This is a genomic window from Sphingomonas sp., from assembly GCF_013812825.1.
Taxonomy (GTDB): Bacteria; Pseudomonadota; Alphaproteobacteria; order Sphingomonadales; family Sphingomonadaceae; genus Sphingomicrobium.
This window is the reverse complement of sequence record NZ_JACCSU010000071.1, coordinates 1-19,894: the sequence shown is the minus strand read 5'-3', so window position 1 is coordinate 19,894 and position 19,894 is coordinate 1. Positions and strand designations below refer to the sequence as shown.

Sequence of the window (19,894 nt, the reverse complement as noted above, 5' to 3'; positions counted from 1 at the left end):
GCCGAGCGGTGGACGAGGAGCTTGGCGATCTCGGCGCGATGCGGCTGGTTCGGCGGCAGCGAGAGGATCACCTGCACCGTTCCGACCAGCACGCCGTCGGCGAAGGCGGCGAGCAGCAGCCGGCGCTGGAGCTCCCGAGGGATGCCGGACGGGTCGACGACGAGGTCCGCACCCTCGCGGGTCACGCGCTCCTCGGCAAGCGGCGCCAGAGCCCAGTCGAGTGCCTCGTCGGCCTCGTTGAGCCAGGCGGCGCTCGCCGCGAGCCGTTCCGGGTTCGCCCAGTCGGCGCGCTTGAGCCATTCGCGCATTCGCACCCGATCGTGGCGGGAGTCGCGGTTGGACGGGTCGTCGACCGGCTTTACCCCGGCACTCGCAACCAGCGCTGCAAGCTCCGCCTTGCGCCAGCCGAGCAGGGGCCGGACCAACCGGACGCCCTTGACCAGCGGGCGGCTCGCGCGGGTTGCGCCCAGCCCGCCGACGCCGGCGCCGCGGGCCAACCGCATCAGCAAGGTCTCGGCCTGGTCGTCGAGATGGTGGGCGGTGGCGACGGCGAGGAGGCCGCGTCTCACTGCCCAGTCGCCAAGCGTCTCATAGCGGGCCTCGCGCGCCCGCGCCTGCAAGTTGCGGCCCGGAGCCTGCCGCCATTCCACGGTCAGGATATCGTGCGGCACTCCGATCCGCTCGCAAAGAGCGGCGACCGTCTCGGCTTCGGCCCGGCTTTCGGGGCGCAGCGCGTGATCGACCGTCGCGGCTTCGACCAGTCCCGGGCGCGCGGCCGCGGCGAGCAGCAGCAGCGCGAGGCTATCGGCGCCGCCGGAAACTGCGACGCCCATCTTGCTCCCCCGCGCGACCAACGTGTCGAGGTCGGTCGCAAAGCGCTCGACAAGCTGCGGATCGGGACTGGAAATAAGCCGTGCTCCTGCGAACGCAGGAGCCATAACGGTGGCCGGTCTCTCTAGCTACACCGGGCTTCGGACTTGGCCGCGGGGAGCAGTCGCTTCAATTCGGCCCGCAGCGATGACCCATAGACAGCCTCGAGCTCGGCGTAGGCCTTGCAGGCCTGTTCCGGCTGGTTGAGCTGCATCAGCGCCTGGCCGAGGTAATAGAGGCTGTCCGCGGCGCGCTCTCCCTTGGGATTGGAGCGGTAGTTGGCCAGCAGCGCCTCGGCCGCGGCGCGGGGCTCGCCCTTGTCGAGCAGCGCCCGGCCGACAAGATTGTCTGCCCAGCTCTTCCGCCGGTGCTTTGGAAAAGCGGACGAGAAAGCGCGCAGCGAGCTGATCGCCGCGTCATATCTGCCGGCACGCCACAGCTGGTAGCCTTCGTCATAGGCGATCTCGGCCGGGTCTGGCGCATTGCTCGCCGCTACCGCCGTACCGGGCCCGGTGCTGACCGGCGTGGTCGGCGGTGTGCGGGTGGCGACCGCGACCGGCGGAGCGGTGGTCCCGTTCGTCACGACACCTGCGACTGGCGCTTGCGCCGCGGCTGCAGCGGCGGCGGCGCGTTCGAGCGCGCCAATCCGCTGGTCCTGGTCGCTGCGCATTTTCGCCAGGTCAGCCTGGATGACGGTCAGCCGATGGCCGTTCTCCTCCGACTGGCGGACGAGGTCGGCGATCTGCCGCTCGAGCCCATTCAAGCGGTCGTTCAAGGTTCGGACGGACGATTGCGTCGCCGCCGGTTCGTCCGAGAAGCCGGCGGTATCGGCCGGCTGTCCACGGGGGAACACCTGGCGCTGCACCTGGCGCAGCTGGCTCTCGAGCCGCTCGATGCGTTGCTCGGGCGACATGCCGCGCTGCGCCTGCGCGGGGACCGCCCCGAGAGCGACGAGCGCCGCGATGGCGATGGTGAGTCGAAGCGGTGCCTTCATGATGCCCCCAGAAATGCTCATCCGCGCGAGCCTGCCCAACCCATGCTTTCGCGGCGATGAATCCGTTAGCCGGCGGTGTTCTGGGCGGCGGGCGGAGCGGCCGTCGGCGTCGTGGCCGCAGGTCCGCGCATCAGGTCGGCCGCTTTTAGGCTGACGTTGCGCACCGTCGTGGCTGCCGGTCCGACTGGCGGAGCATCGGCTGTGCCGACCGATATGCGCAGAGCTTCGGGCTTGCCGGTCATCAGCACCGGCGCGGCCGCGGCCGGCACCTCGAAGCTCTGCCCGGGCTCGAGCAGGCCCTCCTTGAGCGTCGTCTGCCCGTCCTTGACCTGGATCCACACCTGCTCGTTGGCGGTCAGCACCACCGGCCCCTGCGCAACGGTCGCGGGCGCGGCGGGCGCCGGCTGCCCCGGTTGCGGAGCAGCGGCCGTTGCGGGCTGCTCGTCGCCCGGCTGATCGGCTTGCTGGAACGAGCGTTCGTTGAGCCAGCTCATCACCAGCACCAGCACCAGCACTATCGCGATCGCCCCCAGCACCAGCCATTTGGGCATCGACCGGCCCGGGTCGGCGGGCTCGAACACCTCGGAGCTTTGCGAGATGGGGCGGACGCCGCCCATCTCGACCCGCAGCTGCTCGGCGATCTCGACGCGGTCGAGCCCGACGGCGGATGCGTAGCTCTTGGCGAAACCGGTCGTGTAGGTCGGGGCCGGAAGCCGCTCCCAATCGCTGTTCTCGAGGCTTTCGAGGTGGCGGCGCGGAATCCGGGTCTGCGCTGCAACGTCCTCGAGAGTCAGGCCTTTTTCCTCGCGCGCGGCGCGCAACCGCTGGCCGGCCGAAGCGACTTCGGGTTCCGGCAGATCGCCTGCCGGTTCGTCGATCGGCTCGACCATCTCCTGCCCCTTTTTCTTTGCCATCGCCGTTTTTTTCTTTGCCTCGCGAGGGCTACTCTCGAAGGCTGGAACCGGAGTGTCAACCGCTCCGCGAACGATTCAACTGACCGCCACCGAGTGCTTCCGGGCCCAGTCGGTGAGCGCCTTGCGAAGGTTGCGCGGCGGGCGGCTGAGCAGTTGCTCGAGCCGCTGCCGGACGGCCGACGCATCGAGCGACCGGACCATCGCCTTGACCGGGCCCACCGCGGCCGGAGTGATGGAGAAATTCTCCGCGCCGATGCCGATCAGGGCCATCGTCTCCAGCGGCCGGCCGCCCATCTCGCCGCACAGCCGCACCGGGACGTCGGCGGCGCGGGCGGCGTCCAGAACCCGCTTCAGGAATCGCAGGATCGCCGGGCTCAGCCAGTCGTAGCGCTCGGCCAGCCGCGGGTCGGCGCGGTCGGCGGCAAACAGGAATTGGGTCAGATCGTTGGTCCCGATCGACAGGAAATCGACGCGCGGCAGCAGCTGGTCGAGCATCTCGGCGAGGCTCGGCACTTCGAGCATCGCCCCGAACTCGACGCGCGCCGGGAGCTTGCGTTTGGACTTGCGAGCCCAGGCAATCTGCTCCTCGATCAGCGCGCGCGCCTCCTCATATTCCCACGGCTCGGAGATCATCGGGAACATCACCCGAAGGACTCGGCCGCCGGACGCCTCGATCAGCGCCCGGGCCTGCGCCTTCATCAGCGTCGAGCGGTCGAGCGACAGGCGCAGAGCGCGCCAGCCCATGGCCGGGTTCTCGGCCTCGTCCTTGGCGTCGGCGAGATAGGGCAGGGCCTTGTCGCCGCCGATGTCGAGAGTGCGGAAGGTCACCGGGCGGTCGCCGGCCGAGTCGAGCACCTTGGAATATAATCGCTGCTGCCGCTCGCGGCCGGGCAAGGTCGCCGAGACCAGGAACTGGAACTCGGTTCGGAACAGGCCGATGCCGTCGGCGCCGGTGAGCTCGAGCGCGGCCGCGTCCTCGGCCAGGCCGGCGTTGACCATGACGCTGACCTCGAGCCCGTCCCTGGTGATCGCCGGCAGCGAGCGGACCGCGGCGAACTGCGCCCGGCGCTTCTGGCTCAAGGCCATGCGGTGATCGAAGCCGGATGCGAGCGATCGGGTGGGGCGGATGATGACGCTGCCGTTGTCGCCATCGACGAGGATCATCTCGCGCTCGTTGACGCTGTGGCGGATGTCCTGCAGCCGGCCGACCACCGGCACTCCTATCGCGCGGGCAACGATGGTCATGTGCGCCGTCAGCGAGCCCTCCTCGAGCAGCACCGCCTTCAATCGCCGGCGGTCGTATTCGAGCAGCTCGGCGGGCCCCAGGTTGCGGGCGATCAGCACGGTGTCGCGGGTCAGCCCGGTCTGCGCGGCGGTGCCCATCCGCCCAGAGACGATGCGCAGCAGCCGGTTGGACAGATCCTCGAGGTCGTGCATCCGCTCCTGGAGCAGCGGATCGTCGATCTCCCGCATCCGGGAGCGGGTGCGCTGCTGGACCCGTTCGATCGCCGCTTCGGCGGTCAGGCCGCTGTCGATGGCCTCGTTGATCCGCCGCCCCCAGCCTTCGTCGTAAGCGAACATGCGGTACGCCGCGAGGATCTCCTGGTGCTCGCCGACCGTCCCGAACTCGGCCTCCTTGGCCATCGCGTCGATCTGCTCGCGCATCCGCCGGAACGCGTCGTAGACCCGCGCGCGCTCGGCTTCGGTGTCCTCGGCGACGGTGTGCTCGATGACGACTCGCGGCTGGTGGAACACCGCTTCGCCCTTGGCCATGCCGGTAACCAGCTTGAGACCGGACAGGCGCAGCGGGCCGCCGCTGCGCACCCGGCCGCGGCGAGCCCCGTCGACCAGCCGCGCCGCGGCGATCATCTCGGACAGGACCATTGCCACCGTTTGCAGAGCCTCGATCTCGACCTCTTCGTAGCGGCGCGATTCGGCGTGCTGGACGGCGAGCACTCCAACCGGGCTCTCGAGCCGCACGATCGGCACCCCGGCGAAGCTGTGGTAGCGCTCCTCTCCAGTCTCCGGCCGGTAGACGAACTGAGGATGGCTCGCCGCCTCGGCCAGGTTGAGGATCCGCCCTTCCTCGGCGATCATCCCGACCAGGCCCTCGCCCATCGCCAGCCGGGTGAGGTGAACCGCTTCCTTGCGCAGCCCGTGGGTGGCGAACAGCTCGAGCTGGTTGTCGCGCAGCAAATAGATCGAGCAGACTTCGCTCTTCATCGCCTCGGCGATCAGGTCGACGACCTTGTCGAGCTTGGCTTGGGTGCTGCCGCGGCTCGCCATCACGTCGTGCAAGCCCGTCAGGATCTCGCGGGCGGCGGCGGCGGCGGTCAGGGGCATGGGCCCAAGCGCTATCAGATGCGGCGTCAGCCTGTCACGCGGGAGGAGGCGCTCCGGCGTCGAATGTTCGCTTTGGGTGGATAGCGGACATGACGCGAGACCTGAGGATCCTAGTCGGCCAGCTCGTCCTGGCTCATGCGAATTGTCACGACCAGGCCGGTCTCCTGCCAATCGTAGACAAGTTCTCCACCGAGATGCGCGGAGACACTGCGGGCGATGAGCCGACTCCCGAAGCCTTGCAGGACGGGCTCCTCGGTGATGGACGGGCCGCCCGTCTCAGCCCAGATCAAACAGATGCCATCTCCCTCGATCTTGCTGGTTACGTCGAGAAAGCCTGAGGGATGGGATAGCGAACCGTATTTGACCGAGTTGGTCGCGAGTTCATGGATCACCATAGCCAGCGCCGTCGCGGCTCGCTCCCCAACCCCCATCCGCGCCACGGCTACGCGGATGCGTCCAGAGAAGGCGGCCGTTTCATCATAGGGTGCAAGCAGAACCGATAGAAGATCACCCAACAGCGCAGCCTTGCCTTGCTCGCCTGGCAGTGGCCGGACGATGTCGTGAGCGCGACCCAAGGCCGTCAACCGCTGAGTCAGCTCACCGGTCATGTGTTCCACCGATTGCGCCGATCGCCCGGTCAGCTGTGTCAGCCCGGTCGCGATTGCGAGGAGGTTTTTAACCCTGTGGCTCATCTCGCCAGCGAGCAGTTCGCTTCCCTCTTCGGCTTGCTTGCGGCCGGTAACGTCCAGAAAGATCCCGAACATTGCACGACCGACGATCCCCTCGTCGGCACCGCGCCCACGGGCCGAAATCCAGCGCACCTGGTCGCCAAGACAGATTCGAAAGTCGATCTCATAGGAACCAGCGACCGAGCGAGTAGCCGAGAAAGCTGCTCGAACCCTGTCCCGGTCGGCCGGATGGATATGGGTGGATAGCTCCTCGAAGCTGACCTTTTCCGCCCATGGCAAGCCCCAGAGCTCGAAAGCCCGTTCGTCCATCTCGAACCGGTCGTCATCGACGTGCCAGGACCACAGGGCAACGCGTGCGGCTTCGACCGCCAGTCGGAGATGCTCCTCACGCCACTCCGGTGCTTGCGGCTTCTGCGCGATTGCATCGCTCACTTCTTGTGGGTCCTAATTCCAGGCACAGGCGCATGGTACATCGGCTTGGGCGCGGTAACCAGAAGGCGATGCTGGCGATCGAAAAACGGCATTGCACGTATGGACATCCATGTGGGCACCGCTCGGGCGCTCAGCCGCGCGGCTTGATTGCGCGCAGTTTGAAACCCGTGACCCTGGTCCCGAAGGAGCACTGGAACGAACGCCGTTCCCGGCCGTCGTCCACCGTCCCCCAGACGATGATCCGGCTCGCGGTACGCTGTTCCACATCGATGATTTGGACGGTGCCATGTCGCGCCGCCAAGGCGCCGCAGGCCCTCTCCGCATCCGCTCTCAGATGCTGGTTGCTCGCCGGTTGACCCTGCGCGCTGCGGGCGGCCATGCTGATGGCGCTGGCCGCCATGCCGGCGACGCAGCCTCCCAGCGCCGGCGCAGCCGCGGCCAGCAGGAACAAAGTCAGACGCGTCGACTTCACCCTCGTCGCTCCAGCGCCGCGGCGGCCTCTTCGGCGAGCTCGCGGATAATCTCGGCGACCGGCTCCTCGCGGGTGACCATTCCGACCGACTGGCCGGCCATTACGGAACCGCTTTCGACATCGCCGTCAATCACCGCCCGGCGCAGGGCGCCGGCCCAATAGTGCTCGATCTGGAGCTGCGCCTCGGCCATCTCGATCGCGCCCTCGTCGAGCAATTGGGCGACCTCGCGCTGCTTGGCGGCGAAATTCTCCATCTCGCGGTTCTTGAGCGCTCGCACCGGGATCACCGGCAGCCGCGGGTCGATCTGCACCGACGGCACCGCGTCACGGGCGGAAGCGCGGATGAAGACCTTCTTGAAGTTGGGGTGGGCGATGCTCTCGGTCGCGCAGACGAAGCGGGTGCCGAGCTGCACTCCGACCGCGCCCATCTCGAGGTAGGCGGCGATCGCCTCGCCGCGGCCGATCCCGCCGGCGACGAACACCGGGATGTCGTGGGCGACATGCGGCAGGATTTCCTGCGCCAGCACCGAGGTCGCGACCGGGCCGATGTGGCCGCCCGCCTCCATGCCCTCGATGACCAGCGCATCGGCGCCCGAGCGAATCAGCTTCTTCGCCAGCGACAGCGCCGGGGCGAAGCCGACGAGCCGGGCGCCGCTCGCCTTGATGCGGTCGATCGATCCCGTCGGCGGGAGCCCGCCGGCGAGCACGATGTGGGTGACGTTGTGCTTCGCGCAGGTATCGATCAGCTCGCTCAATTGCGGGTGCATGGTGATGAGGTTGACGCCGAACGGCTGGTCGGTGCGCTTGCGGGTTTCGGCGATCTCGGTGTCGAGCAGGTCGGGGGTCATCGCCCCGCACGCGATCACCCCGAACGCGCCGGCATTGGACAAAGCCGAGACGAGGTTGCGCTCGGAAACCCAGCTCATCGCGCCGCCCATGACGGCGATCTCGCAGCCGAGGAATTCGGTGCCGCGGTGCATCAGCTGCCTGAGGCGAGCGTGGCCGATTGAGCCCTCCCCCTGGATGGGGGAGGGTTGGGTGGGGGTGGCGTCGTTCATAGCGCTGAGCCTCTACCGGAGACTCCACCCCACCCCAACCCATCACCGAAAAACAAACCTTCACCAACGGTTCGTTTTTGGTGATCATCGAGGGGAGGGGCTATTCGGAATCCAGCCCGAACGCCGTGTGCAGCACCCTGACGGCGAGGTCGAGATCGGGCTCGGCGATCAGCGCACTGACCTTGATTTCGGAGCTCGACACCGCGAGCAGGTTGATCTGCCGCTCGGCCAGAGTCTCGAACATTGTCGCGGCGAGGCTGGGATTGGAGCGGATTCCGACCCCGACGATGCTGACCTTGGCGACGGAGTCGTCGCAGATCAGCTCGGAATAGCCGATCTCGTGCCTGTGCTGCTCGATCACCGCCATCGCCTGGGCGAGGCTGGCTCGCGGGACGGTGAAGGTAAGGTCCGACGAGCCGGTGTTGGGGGTCGCCGCGTGGACGATCATGTCAACGAGGATGCCGGCCTCGGCGAGCGGGCTGATGACCTTGGCGACCATGCCCGGCGCATCGGCGATTCCGGTCAGCGTCACCCGCGCTTCGTTCTTGTCGGCGGCGATCCCGGCGATCTGGTTTCTCTCCATGTCCGCTCCTGAAAGCTCGGCGACGACGCGCGTTCCGGGCTTGTCCTCGAACGCCGACAGCACTCGCAGCGGCAAGTCGGCGCGCATTGCAAGCCCGACCGAGCGGGTCTGCAGCACCTTGGCGCCGACCCCGGCGAGCTCGAGCATCTCCTCGAACGTGATCGCGTCGAGCTTGCGAGCCCTCGGGACGATGCGCGGGTCGGTGGTGTAGACCCCGTCGACGTCGGTGTAGATGTCGCAGCGGTCGGCGTTGACTCCGGCGGCGATCGCCACCGCCGACGTGTCCGACCCGCCGCGGCCGAGCGTTGCCAGCCGGCCCTCGTCGGAAATGCCCTGGAAGCCGGGGATGACGGCGATGGTGCCGCTCTTCAGAGCATCGTCGAGCAGCCCGGATTCCACCGCGTCGACGCGCGCGTTGCCGTGCACTCCCGATGCCCGGACCAGCTGCCAGCCCATGAAGCTGCGCGCCTCCAACCCCATGTTCTGGAGAGTCATCGCCAGAAGCCCGGCCGTCACCTGCTCGCCGCTGGCGACGACAACGTCATATTCGCTCGGATCGTGGAGTGCAGCGGCCTCGCGGCACAGTTGCACCAGCCGGTCGGTCTCACCGGCCATCGCGGAGACGACGACCAGCACCTCGTCGCCGTCCTCGGCTTCGCGCCGCACCCGCTCGGCGACGTTGCGGATGCGCTCGATGCCGGCCATCGACGTGCCGCCGAATTTCATCACGATACGGGCCATTGCCGGGCCTGTAGGAAGAGAAATGAGCAACAGCAACGGCCGTTCGTCCTGAGCCTGTCGAAGGACTGCTCTTTCGTGCGGCAATTGTTTAAGGACAGGGCTTCGACAGGCTCAGCCCGAACGGATCAGGGAATGTCCGAGACAAGTTCCATCGTTGCCACGGAGGTCGAGCAGTTCGCCAGGATCGCCGACGACTGGTGGGACCCGAACGGCGCCTCGGCGATGCTGCACAAATTGAACCCGGTGCGGCTCGCCTACATGCGCGACCGGATCAACCAGCATTGGCAAGTGGACGAGCACGGGCGGCGGCCGCTGGAAGGCAGAAGCGCGCTCGACGTCGGCTGCGGCGCCGGCCTGCTCGCCGAGCCGCTCGCCCGGCTGGGGGCGAGAGTCACGGCGATCGACGCTGCGCCCGAGCTGATCGAGGTCGCTCGCGAGCATGCGCGGGCGCAGGGGCTGGAGATCGATTATCGCGCCGCCGCGGTCGAGGACATCGACGGGCGGTTCGACCTGGTCACCTCGCTGGAGGTCATCGAGCATGTCGCCGACCCGCAGGCGTTCGTTGCCGGCCTGGCCCGGCGCCTGGCGCCCGGCGGGCTGTTGATCCTGTCGACTCCCAACCGGACCGCCTGGTCGAAGCTGCTAACGATCACTCTCGCCGAGGGTCTGGGACGCATTCCCAAAGGCACCCATGATTTTGAGCGGTTCATTGCGCCCGAGCGCATGAAGCCGCTGCTCGAAGCGTCCGGGCTCCGATGCTGCGATTTCGAAGGCATCGCCTGGTCGCCCACCCGCGGACTGCACCTGAGCGAGGACCTGCGCCTCGATTATCTGGTCGCGGCGACGCACGCGTAGCTTTTGCGCGCATGAAAGAAGCGCCGGGCGAACCCGGCGCTTCCTCGTTCGATCCGACCGTAATTATCGGCGGCGGTTGATGTCGACGTCCCGGACAAAGCCGCGATAGTCGACGTCGCACGAAAACGACAGGTCAGGCTGGTAAGCGTAGCCGAGACCACCGTAGGCGCCGGCGCCATAAGGCCCGTAGCCGGCTGAGCGGCCGCTGGTGGCGAGGCCGCGAACGCGCACGGTGCTTCGACGCGGGATGGCCTGGGTCACCGCGAGCACACGCCCGGCCGGGGCCGTATTGACGCCCAGCAGAGCGCCGACGATGCCGCCCACGCCGCTGGTGGTCTGCCGGCTGAGCCGGTGCTGGACCGCGGCCGAGCAGCGCTGCGCCGCGACCGACGTTATGTTGTGCATGTTGTTATAGCCGTAGGCATAGCCCTGCGGCTGCGCGTAGCCCCATTGCGCCGTGGCCGGAGCCGCGGTCGCAAGCGCCGCAAGGCCTGCTGCGCCAGCAAGCAGCTTCATCATCGTCATCATCTGTCTCCTTGGGATGAGGAAAGCCTATGACGGTTAAACGTTTCGCCTCGGCAGTTTGCCGGTGCGCTCGGCGCATTTCGCGGGCGAGTCGTCGCGCGGGGATGAACAACGGCTGTCTTGGTTATTCAGGCTTGCTGTTTCGAACCAAACGGGCACGAAAGCGCGCTAGAAATCGACCTTGTCGTAATGGGCGGGCGGCACGATCACTTCCATCCGCTCGCCGAGCAGCGGCCGGAAGCCCGGCCGCGACTTCATGACCGCGTACCAATCCTTGGTCTGCTTGTGGCCGCGCCAGTCGAGCGCGCCCAGATAGTCGACCACCGACAAATGAGCCGCGGCCGTGAAGTCGGCGAGGCTGAGGCCCGGCCCGGCCAGCCAGCGGCGATGGTCGAGCAGATAGTCGACATAATCGAGGTGGCTGTTGGCGATCCGCATCGCCTCGCGCAGCACTCGCGTGTCGGGCGACTCCCGGCTGACCAGGCGCTTGCGCATCCGCTCGTTCATCAGCGGCTCGACGACTTCGCGATAGAGCTTTTCGTCGAACCAGAGGGCGAGGCGGCGGATCTCGGCGCGGAGCACCGCATTGCCGTGAATCATCGGCATGCGCTCGACGGTTTCCTCGAAATATTCGATGATCGGCTGGCTTCCGATCAAGGTGATGCCGGCCTCTGGGTCGACCATCACCGGGGTCTCGCCGGCCGGGTTCAGGTCGATGAACTCGTCGCGCCGCTCCCATGGGTTTTCGCGGACCAGTTCATGCCCGACGCCCTTTTCGGCAAGCACCAGCCGGACCTTGCGGGAGAACGGGCATAGCGGGAATTGGAACAGCTGCCACATGAGTGGCCAGCTTTAGCGGAGCAAGCGCGGGCGTCTAGGCGGCTGTACCCGCCTCGGCGAGGAACTATTTTTTGGGGTAATTCGGCGAGGGCAGGTTGGCGGTGCTCTTTTCGAGCTCGCGCCCAGCTTCGCTGAGGCCCTTCATCATCGCCGGCAACGCGGCCGCGAGCGCCTTCATGCTCGACTCGATCATCGGCTTGCTGTTGGCGATGTCGCGCTGGAAGTTGCGCTCGAAATTCGGGTCTTCGGCTCGGCCGGCCTGGCGAACGGTTCGCCGGCGGTCGGCCCGGGTCGCCGGGCGGCCTTCGGCGGCGGCTTCGATCTCGCCGACCGGCAGCTCGAGGAACGCCTTGGACATCGCCTGCATCATTCTCGCCAGCCGGTCGGCCGTCGCCGGGTCGGTCAGCGCGGGCGGGATCGTCACCGTCCGGGGCGTCGACGGCGGCGCGGGCCTGGTTTGCGCAAGCGCCGGGCTGGCGAGCAGCGCAAACGGGACGATCAGATGGACGGCGCGCATGGTCGCTCCTCAAAAACTCGCTTCGGCAATCTTCCAAAAGACTGCTCCCAACGAGCTTAGCACTTGATGAACAAGAGATAAATCACCGCATGCCGAGCCAGGCCAGGGCGGCGGCTCCGGCGACGATCCGGTACCAGGCGAAGGGCGCGAAGCCGTAGCGGGTGACGATCGCCATGAAGGCTTTAACGACGATCACCGCGACGATGAACGAGACCAGGCTGCCAAGGCCGATCCACGCGAACTGGCCGGTCGGGATATCGTCCCAATGCTTGAACAACTGCAGCGCGGTGGCGCCCGACAGGGTCGGCACCGCCAGGAAGAAGCTGAATTCGGCAGCGGTCTTGCGGTCGACCCCGAAGCTCATCGCTCCCAGGATCGTCGCGCCCGAGCGGCTGACCCCCGGGATCATCGCCAGGCACTGGACGAGGCCGATCGACGCCGATTGCCGCATTGAGACGGCGGCGACCCCGCCGCAATCCTGCGGCCGGGCGAACCGCTCGACGACCAGGATGGCGATGCCGCCGATGATCAGGGCCCAGCACACCACCACCGCATTCTCGAGCAGCATGTCGATGTAGTTTCCAAGCGCGACCCCGAGCACCGCCGCCGGCAGGAAGGCGAGCGCGATGTTGCGGACGAAGGCGATCGCGGACGGCGAGCGGTGGAACAGGCCGACGATGACGTCGCGGAACGTGCGCCAGTAGAGGACGACGACGGCGAGGATGGCGCCCGGCTGGATGGCGACGTTGAACACCGCCCAGGCAGCCGCGTCGAAGCCGAGCAGCTCGGTCGCGAGGATCAAATGCCCGGTCGACGAGACGGGCAGATATTCGGTGACGCCCTCGACGATGCCAAGGATGATGACAAGGAGCAGGACCGGCATCGGGCGAAACCAGCGGGCGGATCAGGAAGTGGCGGTCAGGTTGATTCGGCGGCCCGCGAAGCGCCCGCCCTTGTTGAAGCGGCCGAGCCATTCGTGGGCGACCGCGCCCAGCGGCGTCGGCTCGATCCCGAACGCCTCGAGGCCTGGCGCGCCTTCCGAGGCGACATTGTCGCGCTGGAGCATCCGCCATTGGTCGCGGGTCAGGGGCGCTCCTGGAAACCAGCCGAACCACGACAGCAGCGCGGCCATGAAGTTGGGCATGTCGACCAGTTCGGGCGTCCGGCCGGTCGACTCGACGATCGCTGCGTGCAGCTCGCGCATGCTCATCACCTGGGGGCCGCCGATTTCGTAGACCTTGCCGCCATATCGCTCCGGCTCGAGCGCCGCCTTGGCGATCGCCGAAGCGAGGTCGAGAACATAGACCGGCTGGAAGCGGCGCTGCGCGGCGATCACCGGCAGGAAGGGCAGCCGGGCGAAGGCCGCGAGGCGGTTGGTGATCTGGTCCTCGGGCCCGAACACCAGCGAGGGACGGATGATGGTCGCGGTCGGGAAAGCGGCGCGCACCGCCGCCTCGCCCTCGGCCTTGGTCTTGCCGTAGTCGGCTTCGGACATTGGATCGGCGCCGATCGCGGAGATCTGTACCAAGGCCCTGGCCCCGGCATCGCGCGCCGCTTCGGAGGCGTTTGCAGCGCCTGTCACGTGAACGTCGTGGAAGTGTCCCTTGAGGATTCCGCACAGGTTGACGACCGCCGACGCGCCGTCGACCGCTCGAGCGACGCTTCGGGAGTCGGTGATGTCGGCCCGGACGAAGCCGATCTGGCCGACCTCGCCCAGGGGCTGGATGAAATGGGCGCTGCGCGGCCGGCGGCTGGCGACCCGCACCCGCACCCCGTTTTTGAGCAGCAGTTCGCAGACGTAGCGGCCAATGAATCCGCCGCCCCCGAACACCGTTACAAGCTCGTCCCCGCGTTCGATCATCACCGGGCACTAGCGGCTCGGCCTCGCCATTGACAAGGCGCGAGCGCGGCCTTTAAGCGCCGCCGCCTACCGACTACATCTACTCGCGGGCCCAGGTGGCGGAATTGGTAGACGCACCAGCTTCAGGTGCTGGCGCTCGCAAGGGCGTGGAGGTTCGAGTCCTCTCCTGGGCACCATCGCCAGTCATAGCGGCGCTCTCGGCGGCTAGGCGATCCCCAGGTCCTGCTGCTGGTTGACCAGCCGCCACTCGTCGAGATCCGAAAGCATCGTCCGAGCCGCCTGCTCGGCGAGATCGGCGGCGCGCGGCAGGACCACTCCGCGAGTCAATTCCTCCTGGATTTGCTTGAGCGCGTTGGCGGTCGCCTGCGACCGCACCGCGCTGCCGCCGAAATCGCCCTGGAAGCGGATCCCGAACACGGCCGTTCCGAGCGCCGGGAAGCCCGCCGAGACCAGCGTGAACCAGTCGCTGTAAGCCTCGACCCACTGTGCCCCGGATGCCTGCCCGAGGACGATGGCGGCCGAGACGATCAGGGTCGCGAGGAACAGCAGATTGGCGACTTTCTCGAGCCGGCTGTCGAGCGCATCGATCTGGCGTGCGCTCTTTTCGTGATACGCGACCTGCGGAGCGATTTCGTAGGCGGCGACGGCGCTGCCAAGCTCACGAGCGCGCTGCTCCGCGATGGTCCCCCCGGGACTGCCCATCGCCCGCCAGATGCCGCTCGCGTACCAGTCGATCCAGCGCCTCGCGACCGGGTTGGTGATGCTCCCGGGAGGGTCCGGTGCGGCCAGGGCCAGCAGCTTCAGGCTGCGCATCGGCCGAAGCCGCTCGGCGAGCTGGCGGTAATCCAGCCAGCGCCGGTGCCACTCGTTGCGGACGCCCAGCTGGGTGTTGACGATGATCCCCAGCGTGATGATGAACTCGATCATCGCCAGCTCGAGGCCGGCGCCCGGGGCCATGAAGGCGCTGAGGCCGAGGCACACGGCGAGCCCGCCCAGCACGAAGTTGAACACGTGGCCGCTGCGGTAGGTCTGGGCGAAATGACCGGCGAGCCGGTCGCTCCAGCTGTAGGCGTCCTCGAGCAGGTCGAGCGAGCGACTGTCCGAGTGGCGGTCGAGCCACGAATCGCGATAGCCCCGCCACTCCCGGGCGGTCTCGGCGGTGCAATTGGATTCCTTGAGCTGCGACGGTCGGAAGCGTTTGACTCCGGCCGCCGCGAGCAGCAGCGGATATTCGATGCGAGCGCGGATCCGCCGGGCGCGCTCGGTGGCGAAGCGCCTGAGGAAGCCACGCTCCTGGGGATCGACCGGCGGGAGCATCAGCGCGGTCAGCATCTGCTCGACATGCGCGGAGTCGAACGGGCGCTGCGCCATGTCGTCCGGACGCTCGGTGATGACGACGGGGTCGAAGGCGCTCCACAGCAGCCGGGTGGGGCTCTCGTCGACCGCGATATGGACCACCGGCGTGCCGCGGGTGATGGCCAGCTGGACGACTTCGGCAGTGCCGCCGCGGCCGCGCGCCGCGAGGCCGTCCCAGACCGCGATCAGGACATCGCAATGGGCGACCGTCGCCCGGCCGGCCATGACATAGGCCTCCATCGCCTGCTCGCGGGTTCCTGGAAGTTCGAGAACGGTGTCAGCCATTGCGACCAGTTCGTCGAACCGCTCTTCGGCGCCCCCGTTGATGAGGTCGCGGCGGTAATCGTGGAGCGTGAACGGGAGCACGGCGTGCAGCGAGAAGCCCAGCTCGAGAGCGACTTCGGCGGCGATCTGGTCGGCGCCATGGGCGAGCGGCGATACGAACAGCAGGCGCGTCGGGTCCGGCGCGAAGCAGTCGTCGGCCTCGGCGCGAACGGTGCCGGCGCAATGCACCAGCTGCCCAAGCGCCTCGCGAACCAGCCCCGGCAGTCGCTCCAAATACTCGGGCGGCAACGCATCCAGGCGATGCCCGGTGACTCCGACGCACAGCGTGAAGGGGACGCGCGGCGGGTGCTGGCCGCCCGAGTCCCCAACAGTCTGGAGCCGCAATTCACTCGGCAGTGGTGCCGCCGTTCCTGATGTCCGGGTCGTAGCAGTATCGATTCGGATCCGGCTCGAACCGCAGGTTGTAGTGCAGGGTGCAGGCAGTCTCGTTCATGTCCAGCACCTTCAGCACAGTCCCGGATGGTTTGATCCTCGTGATTTCCGGATCGCTCGCCGCCTCCGATTGCGGGCAGGTCGTCCGGCTGACCCAGATCGCATCGTCGCCGTCGACGAAGCGCAACCCCACTCTGGGTTGCGTCCGATCGTGGAGCTTAAAGGTAATCGGTGTGGCAGACTGCCCCTTTTGCTTTGGGGGGATGTCGATAGTTCCCGTCCTGTTCGAATGATTCCGGAAGTGCCACTTGTGGCTCCACTCGACGCTGCCGTTGGGGGCTGTGTCGGCATATACGTCGACGTATACAGGCCAGCCCGGGTCCGGCCTGTCCGACTGCATTTTCGTCTTCTGCTGTGCCGGCTTTGTCTCACTCATGCTGATTCTCCCTCTCGGATGCGCAATCCGCATTCCCACATAACGCCGCGTGGCGGTAACCGATTTCGGCAAGCCGCCGGGCAACCAGTTTGGCTTCCTGCGGTCGCCCGAGCCGGTTTAGCAGCAAGACTTGCCTGGCCAGCTGCTCTGGCCTGAGCTCACTGGTCTTCGGCCAGACCGCGGCGGCCGTCACCCAGGCTTTCCTGGCCGCCACGCTATCGCCGAGGCGTTCGGCAATCTGGCCGCGAAGCAGCTCGGCCTCGGCGACCGCGAACTGAGTTTCGGGCGACGCTTGGCGAGCCAGCTCTGCGCGGGCGATCGACGCTCGCGCCGCGGCGAGCGCTTGTGCTTCGGCCGGCGCGTTTCGGGCGAGCGCCAGTCTGGCGCGCAAGGCGAGACATTGGCCGCGGATCGTGGAGCGCCAGAGAGCGACGCTCGAATCCCGTTCGATCAGGCGCGTCACGATCGCGCATCCGGCGCGGGCGGAGACTCCTGCGGCTTCCGACTGACCAATCGCCAGTTGCAATTCGCCCAGGTCGAGGTCGGTTACGGCCGCGTTTTGGGCCCACTCGGTGTTGTCCGGTTCGGTGCGAATGAGTTCATCGGCAAGCGCCGCCGCTTTCTGCAAATGGGTCAGCGCCTTTTGACTCTCTCCGCGGGATGTAAACAGCCGGCCCAACACGCGATGGGCGGTCAGCGTATCACGTCTCAGTTGCAGATCGGTGCCACGAGCCCTTGCCAGCCGTTCAAGAAGCGCAAGCTCCCGTTCGCGAAGCGAAAGAGCTCCATCGAGATCGCCGCTGTATTCGCGCGCGTCCGCTAGCCAGGCGAGCGCCTGGACCAGTCGGTCCTGGAAATCCTCGTTGCCCGGCTCGGAGGCGAGCAGGGCTTCGCTGACAGCCAGCGCCTCGGCGAGCCTCGCCGACGCCTCTCGATAGTGCTGCTGCTTGATCAGGACCGCTCCGAGACTGTTGTCGGCATAGGTCTCTTCCAGCCGCCACCTGGGGTTGGATGGTTCCAGTTCGACCATCCGCTGCGCGAGCCTTCGATATTCTCGAAAGGCATTAGCAGCGCGTTCCAGTTGGCCCCGCTGCCAGTCGATGTAGCCCACCCAATAGACATTCTGTGAGTGGTCAAAAAGCCGCTGCGGATCATCGGGGACGCGGCGAAGCGCCTCGGCGGTGCCGGCGAACGCCTCGTTGTAGAGCCGAAGCGCGGTGTCGAGATTGCCGCGCGTGTTGGCGATTTCGCCCATCAGCGTCAGCGCCTTCGAGCGCTGCGCAAGCGCGGCATCGGACAAATTACTCGTGTCCTGTTTCTGATAATATTGGAGCGCTCGAGCGCCCACCGAATCCAGCACGTCGAGGCGGCCCAGCGGCTCGAGCTTCTGCCGCAGGTCGCCGAGCATGAACCCGACCAGTCCTTCGGCTTCGCGCCGCTGGTCGCGGGCGTCGTCGCGAGCGTCGAACGCGACGACGGCGAGCGTGCTGGTGACGGCCATTCCGGCCAGCGAAGCGGCGGCGACAATCGCCAGTCGGCGCTGGCGGCGCTGGGTTTCCCGCTGGACCAGCTCGTCGAGCCCGACCCCGAGCATGCCCGAGACCAGCTTCAACAGCCCGAGGCGCTTGCCGTCGCGGTCCTCGCGCAGATCGGCCGCGAGCGGCTCGGCGCGTCGAGTCGTCGGCCGTCCGCGGCGATCGTACTTCTGGCGCAGCGCCGGCGGCAGGCACTCTTCCGCTTCGTGGCCCGGCACATTGCTTGCGAACGGCTCGCCGGCAACGATCGCGGCCAGCACGCAGCCGTCGGGGCGGTGCCGCTTGAACATGTCGATTTCGGCGTTGACCCAGCGCGACGCGGCGGCCGCCGGCGAGCACAGCACGATGAGGAAGCGCGAGGAATCGAGCGCGTCGCGGATGCCGTCGGCGAGATCGTCGGAGGCCGCCAGCTCATGCCGGTCGCGGAAAATCGGGGTCAGTCGTTTCGGGATGGCGCCGTGATCGGTCATCCGCCCGGCCAGCGACGACGGCGTCCGAAATTTTTCGAGGGCTTCGTGCAACCAGCCGGCGATCGCCTTGTCGGCGTGGCTGTAGCTGAGGAACGCGCAATATCTCAGCGGCCGGACGCCGGCGGCGCGCGAGTCGGGCTCGCCGCGGCTCCGGTCCCAATCCTGCACTCGGGCAAGCTTCGTCATCAGCAGCCCCCCGCTGTTGCTCCGCGATTTATCAGAACTTAACCGCAAGCACCACGTGGGTAGGCCCAGCCGCGCCTATTTTCAAATAGTTGGGCGGCACTGTCGCTGCGGCATGGAACGCGCTGGCCGTCGCCGTGGGCACTGCGGTTACAGCGCTGATACTTGAAGCGGTCCGGCCGCCCGCCATCTGGAAGCGATGATCGACATCCGCCCATTCGACTCGCTCGGCCACGCCGACCACGGCTGGCTCGACGCCCGCCACCATTTCTCGTTCGGCGATTATTACGACCCGGCGCGCCTCGGCTGGGGCCGGATCCGGGTCTGGAACGACGATCGGATCGCCGCCAAATCCGGCTTTCCGCCGCACCCGCACCGCGACATGGAGATCGTGACCTACGTTCGAACCGGCGCGATCACCCACCAGGATTCGATGGGCAACAAGGGCCGCACGGGCGCCGGCGACGTCCAGGTGATGAGCGCCGGCACCGGAGTCACCCACGCCGAGTACAATCTCGAAGATGAAGAGATGACCTTGTTCCAGATCTGGATCGAGACCGACCGGCCGGGAGCTCAGCCCGGCTGGGGCGCCAGGCCGTTCCCCAAGGACGCGCGGGACGGCCGCTTGCAGCTGCTTGCCAGCGGTGGACGGGAGGACGGCGCCCTCACCATCAACGCCGACGCCCGAGTGCTCGGAGCGACGGTCAAGGCCGGTGAATCCATCGGCTTCGAGGCTTCCCCCGAGCGCCACCTGTACATGGTCCCGAGCGGCCGGGTGCGGGTCAATGGAGTGCCGGCCCAGCGGCGCGACGGGGTCGCGATCACCGGCGAAGGGCAGGTGCGGATCGAGGCCGAGGAGGACAGCGAGCTGGTGCTGGTCGACGCCCGTTAATCGAGGCTGTGCTTGAAGAGCGGCGGATTGCGCGCCATGAGGCAAAGGCGCGCCCCAGGAGGCTGTGCGACTCACTCGCAATGAACGGGACGACATGAGGGCAGGCTTGCGCTTCGGCATTGCGGCAATCGCGGCTGGGCTGGCGCTCGCCGGTACCCCGGCGCTCGCCCAGAACACCACCGCGCCGGCGACCAACACGCCGTCCGAGACCATCGGCCCGCGCGAGCTGGAGGGCTTTTCACTCAACGGAACGGTCACCCGGCCGGCTCCCGCCGCGCCCAGCCGCACGGCCCCCGAACCCCGTCCCGCGCCGGTCACGACTCGAGCGCCGCAAACCGGTCCGACGCCCGCGCCTCGGGCGAGCCCGGTGCCGCGCGACACGCCGCGAGCGCCTTCGGTGGCAGAGGCTGGTCCGCCCGCCGACCCGCTTTCGGCTCCGCCAACGCCGGCCCCGGGCGATTTTGGATCGGGGTTCGAGGCTCAGCCCGGTTTTTCTCCGACGCCGACTCCAGCCCCGACCCCAATCGAGGACGTTGCCAGCGATCGGCAGGGCGATTTGATGCCCTGGTTGCTGGCCCTGATCCTGCTCGGCGCGGGGGCCGGCTATTACG

General features: G+C 67.7%; 18 protein-coding genes, 1 tRNA gene and 1 pseudogene. 4 read left to right on the top strand and 16 right to left on the bottom strand.

Annotated features, from left to right (window positions below):
• From tilS to H0T81_RS10245, 8 genes are all read right to left on the bottom strand, one after another.
• Positions 1 to 938, bottom strand: a 938-nt coding sequence (tilS, locus tag H0T81_RS10280) for a tRNA lysidine(34) synthetase TilS (RefSeq protein WP_294012675.1), incomplete at its 3' end; no start/stop codon positions are given.
• Positions 939 to 955: 17 nt separating this feature from the next.
• Positions 956 to 1,885, bottom strand: a complete 930-nt coding sequence (locus H0T81_RS10275) for a tetratricopeptide repeat protein (protein ID WP_294012672.1) — start codon at positions 1,883 to 1,885, stop codon at positions 956 to 958.
• Between the two features lie 44 nt (positions 1,886 to 1,929).
• Entirely contained in the window at positions 1,930 to 2,778 is an 849-nt protein-coding gene (locus H0T81_RS10270) for a helix-turn-helix domain-containing protein (protein ID WP_294012669.1), read from the bottom strand.
• Between the two features lie 75 nt (positions 2,779 to 2,853).
• On the bottom strand, positions 2,854 to 5,121 hold the full coding sequence (gene ptsP / locus H0T81_RS10265; protein WP_294012666.1) for a phosphoenolpyruvate--protein phosphotransferase: 2,268 nt from the start codon (positions 5,119 to 5,121) through the stop codon (positions 2,854 to 2,856).
• Positions 5,122 to 5,231: 110 nt separating this feature from the next.
• Positions 5,232 to 6,242 carry an HWE histidine kinase domain-containing protein gene (locus H0T81_RS10260; protein ID WP_294012663.1) on the bottom strand — a complete coding sequence of 337 codons (1,011 nt, stop codon included), beginning with the start codon at positions 6,240 to 6,242 and terminating at the stop codon, positions 5,232 to 5,234.
• 130 nt (positions 6,243 to 6,372) lie between these two features.
• On the bottom strand, positions 6,373 to 6,714 hold the full coding sequence (locus tag H0T81_RS10255) for a hypothetical protein (RefSeq protein WP_294012659.1): 342 nt from the start codon (positions 6,712 to 6,714) through the stop codon (positions 6,373 to 6,375).
• Positions 6,711 to 7,721 carry a nitronate monooxygenase gene (locus H0T81_RS10250; RefSeq protein ID WP_294012678.1) on the bottom strand — a complete coding sequence of 337 codons (1,011 nt, stop codon included), beginning with the start codon at positions 7,719 to 7,721 and terminating at the stop codon, positions 6,711 to 6,713. The genes H0T81_RS10255 and H0T81_RS10250 overlap by 4 nt, the downstream gene beginning before the upstream one ends.
• A 151-nt stretch (positions 7,722 to 7,872) precedes the next feature.
• Positions 7,873 to 9,096, bottom strand: coding sequence for an aspartate kinase (locus H0T81_RS10245; RefSeq protein WP_294012656.1), 1,224 nt, complete (start codon positions 9,094 to 9,096; stop codon positions 7,873 to 7,875).
• 132 nt (positions 9,097 to 9,228) lie between these two features.
• Between H0T81_RS10245 and ubiG the strand changes: the two genes are divergently transcribed.
• Positions 9,229 to 9,951 carry a bifunctional 2-polyprenyl-6-hydroxyphenol methylase/3-demethylubiquinol 3-O-methyltransferase UbiG gene (ubiG, locus tag H0T81_RS10240; RefSeq protein ID WP_294012653.1) on the top strand — a complete coding sequence of 241 codons (723 nt, stop codon included), beginning with the start codon at positions 9,229 to 9,231 and terminating at the stop codon, positions 9,949 to 9,951.
• A 63-nt stretch (positions 9,952 to 10,014) separates the two neighbouring features.
• On the opposite strand, the gene H0T81_RS10235 is transcribed toward ubiG, so the two are convergent.
• From H0T81_RS10235 to H0T81_RS10215, 5 genes are all read right to left on the bottom strand, one after another.
• Positions 10,015 to 10,476 (bottom strand): hypothetical protein, encoded by a 462-nt coding sequence (locus H0T81_RS10235; protein WP_294012650.1) that lies wholly within the window; start codon positions 10,474 to 10,476, stop codon positions 10,015 to 10,017.
• 168 nt (positions 10,477 to 10,644) lie between these two features.
• Positions 10,645 to 11,316 carry a glutathione S-transferase family protein gene (locus H0T81_RS10230; RefSeq protein WP_294012648.1) on the bottom strand — a complete coding sequence of 224 codons (672 nt, stop codon included), beginning with the start codon at positions 11,314 to 11,316 and terminating at the stop codon, positions 10,645 to 10,647.
• A gap of 64 nt (positions 11,317 to 11,380) precedes the next feature.
• Positions 11,381 to 11,833, bottom strand: coding sequence for a hypothetical protein (locus tag H0T81_RS10225; protein ID WP_294012645.1), 453 nt, complete (start codon positions 11,831 to 11,833; stop codon positions 11,381 to 11,383).
• Between the two features lie 82 nt (positions 11,834 to 11,915).
• Complete coding sequence (locus H0T81_RS10220; protein ID WP_294012642.1) at positions 11,916 to 12,716, bottom strand: undecaprenyl-diphosphate phosphatase; 801 nt, start codon at positions 12,714 to 12,716, stop codon at positions 11,916 to 11,918.
• Positions 12,717 to 12,737: 21 nt separating this feature from the next.
• On the bottom strand, positions 12,738 to 13,694 hold the full coding sequence (locus H0T81_RS10215; RefSeq protein WP_294012640.1) for a complex I NDUFA9 subunit family protein: 957 nt from the start codon (positions 13,692 to 13,694) through the stop codon (positions 12,738 to 12,740).
• An 89-nt stretch (positions 13,695 to 13,783) separates the two neighbouring features.
• Here H0T81_RS10215 and H0T81_RS10210 point away from each other — a divergent pair.
• Positions 13,784 to 13,870: transfer RNA gene (locus tag H0T81_RS10210), tRNA-Leu, on the top strand.
• A 28-nt stretch (positions 13,871 to 13,898) separates the two neighbouring features.
• Here the strand turns inward: H0T81_RS10210 and H0T81_RS10205 are convergent.
• Genes H0T81_RS10205 through H0T81_RS10195 form a run of 3 tightly spaced genes read right to left on the bottom strand, consistent with a single transcriptional unit; the run spans position 13,899 to position 18,394 of the window.
• Positions 13,899 to 15,719: a hypothetical protein gene (locus H0T81_RS10205; RefSeq protein WP_294012637.1), complete on the bottom strand. Its 1,821-nt coding sequence runs from the start codon at positions 15,717 to 15,719 to the stop codon at positions 13,899 to 13,901.
• Position 15,720: 1 nt separating this feature from the next.
• A complete protein-coding gene (locus H0T81_RS10200) occupies positions 15,721 to 16,203 on the bottom strand; it encodes a hypothetical protein (RefSeq protein ID WP_294012634.1) in 483 nt (160 codons plus the stop codon).
• Entirely contained in the window at positions 16,196 to 18,394 is a 2,199-nt protein-coding gene (locus H0T81_RS10195) for a toll/interleukin-1 receptor domain-containing protein (RefSeq protein ID WP_294012631.1), read from the bottom strand. Before H0T81_RS10195 ends, H0T81_RS10200 begins: the two co-directional genes overlap by 8 nt.
• A gap of 196 nt (positions 18,395 to 18,590) precedes the next feature.
• On the opposite strand from H0T81_RS10195, the gene H0T81_RS10190 reads away from it, so the two are divergent.
• Positions 18,591 to 19,283, top strand: coding sequence for a pirin family protein (locus H0T81_RS10190; protein WP_294012629.1), 693 nt, complete (start codon positions 18,591 to 18,593; stop codon positions 19,281 to 19,283).
• Positions 19,284 to 19,377: 94 nt separating this feature from the next.
• Positions 19,378 to 19,894 (top strand): annotated as a pseudogene (locus H0T81_RS10185) (hypothetical protein); the annotation flags it as partial.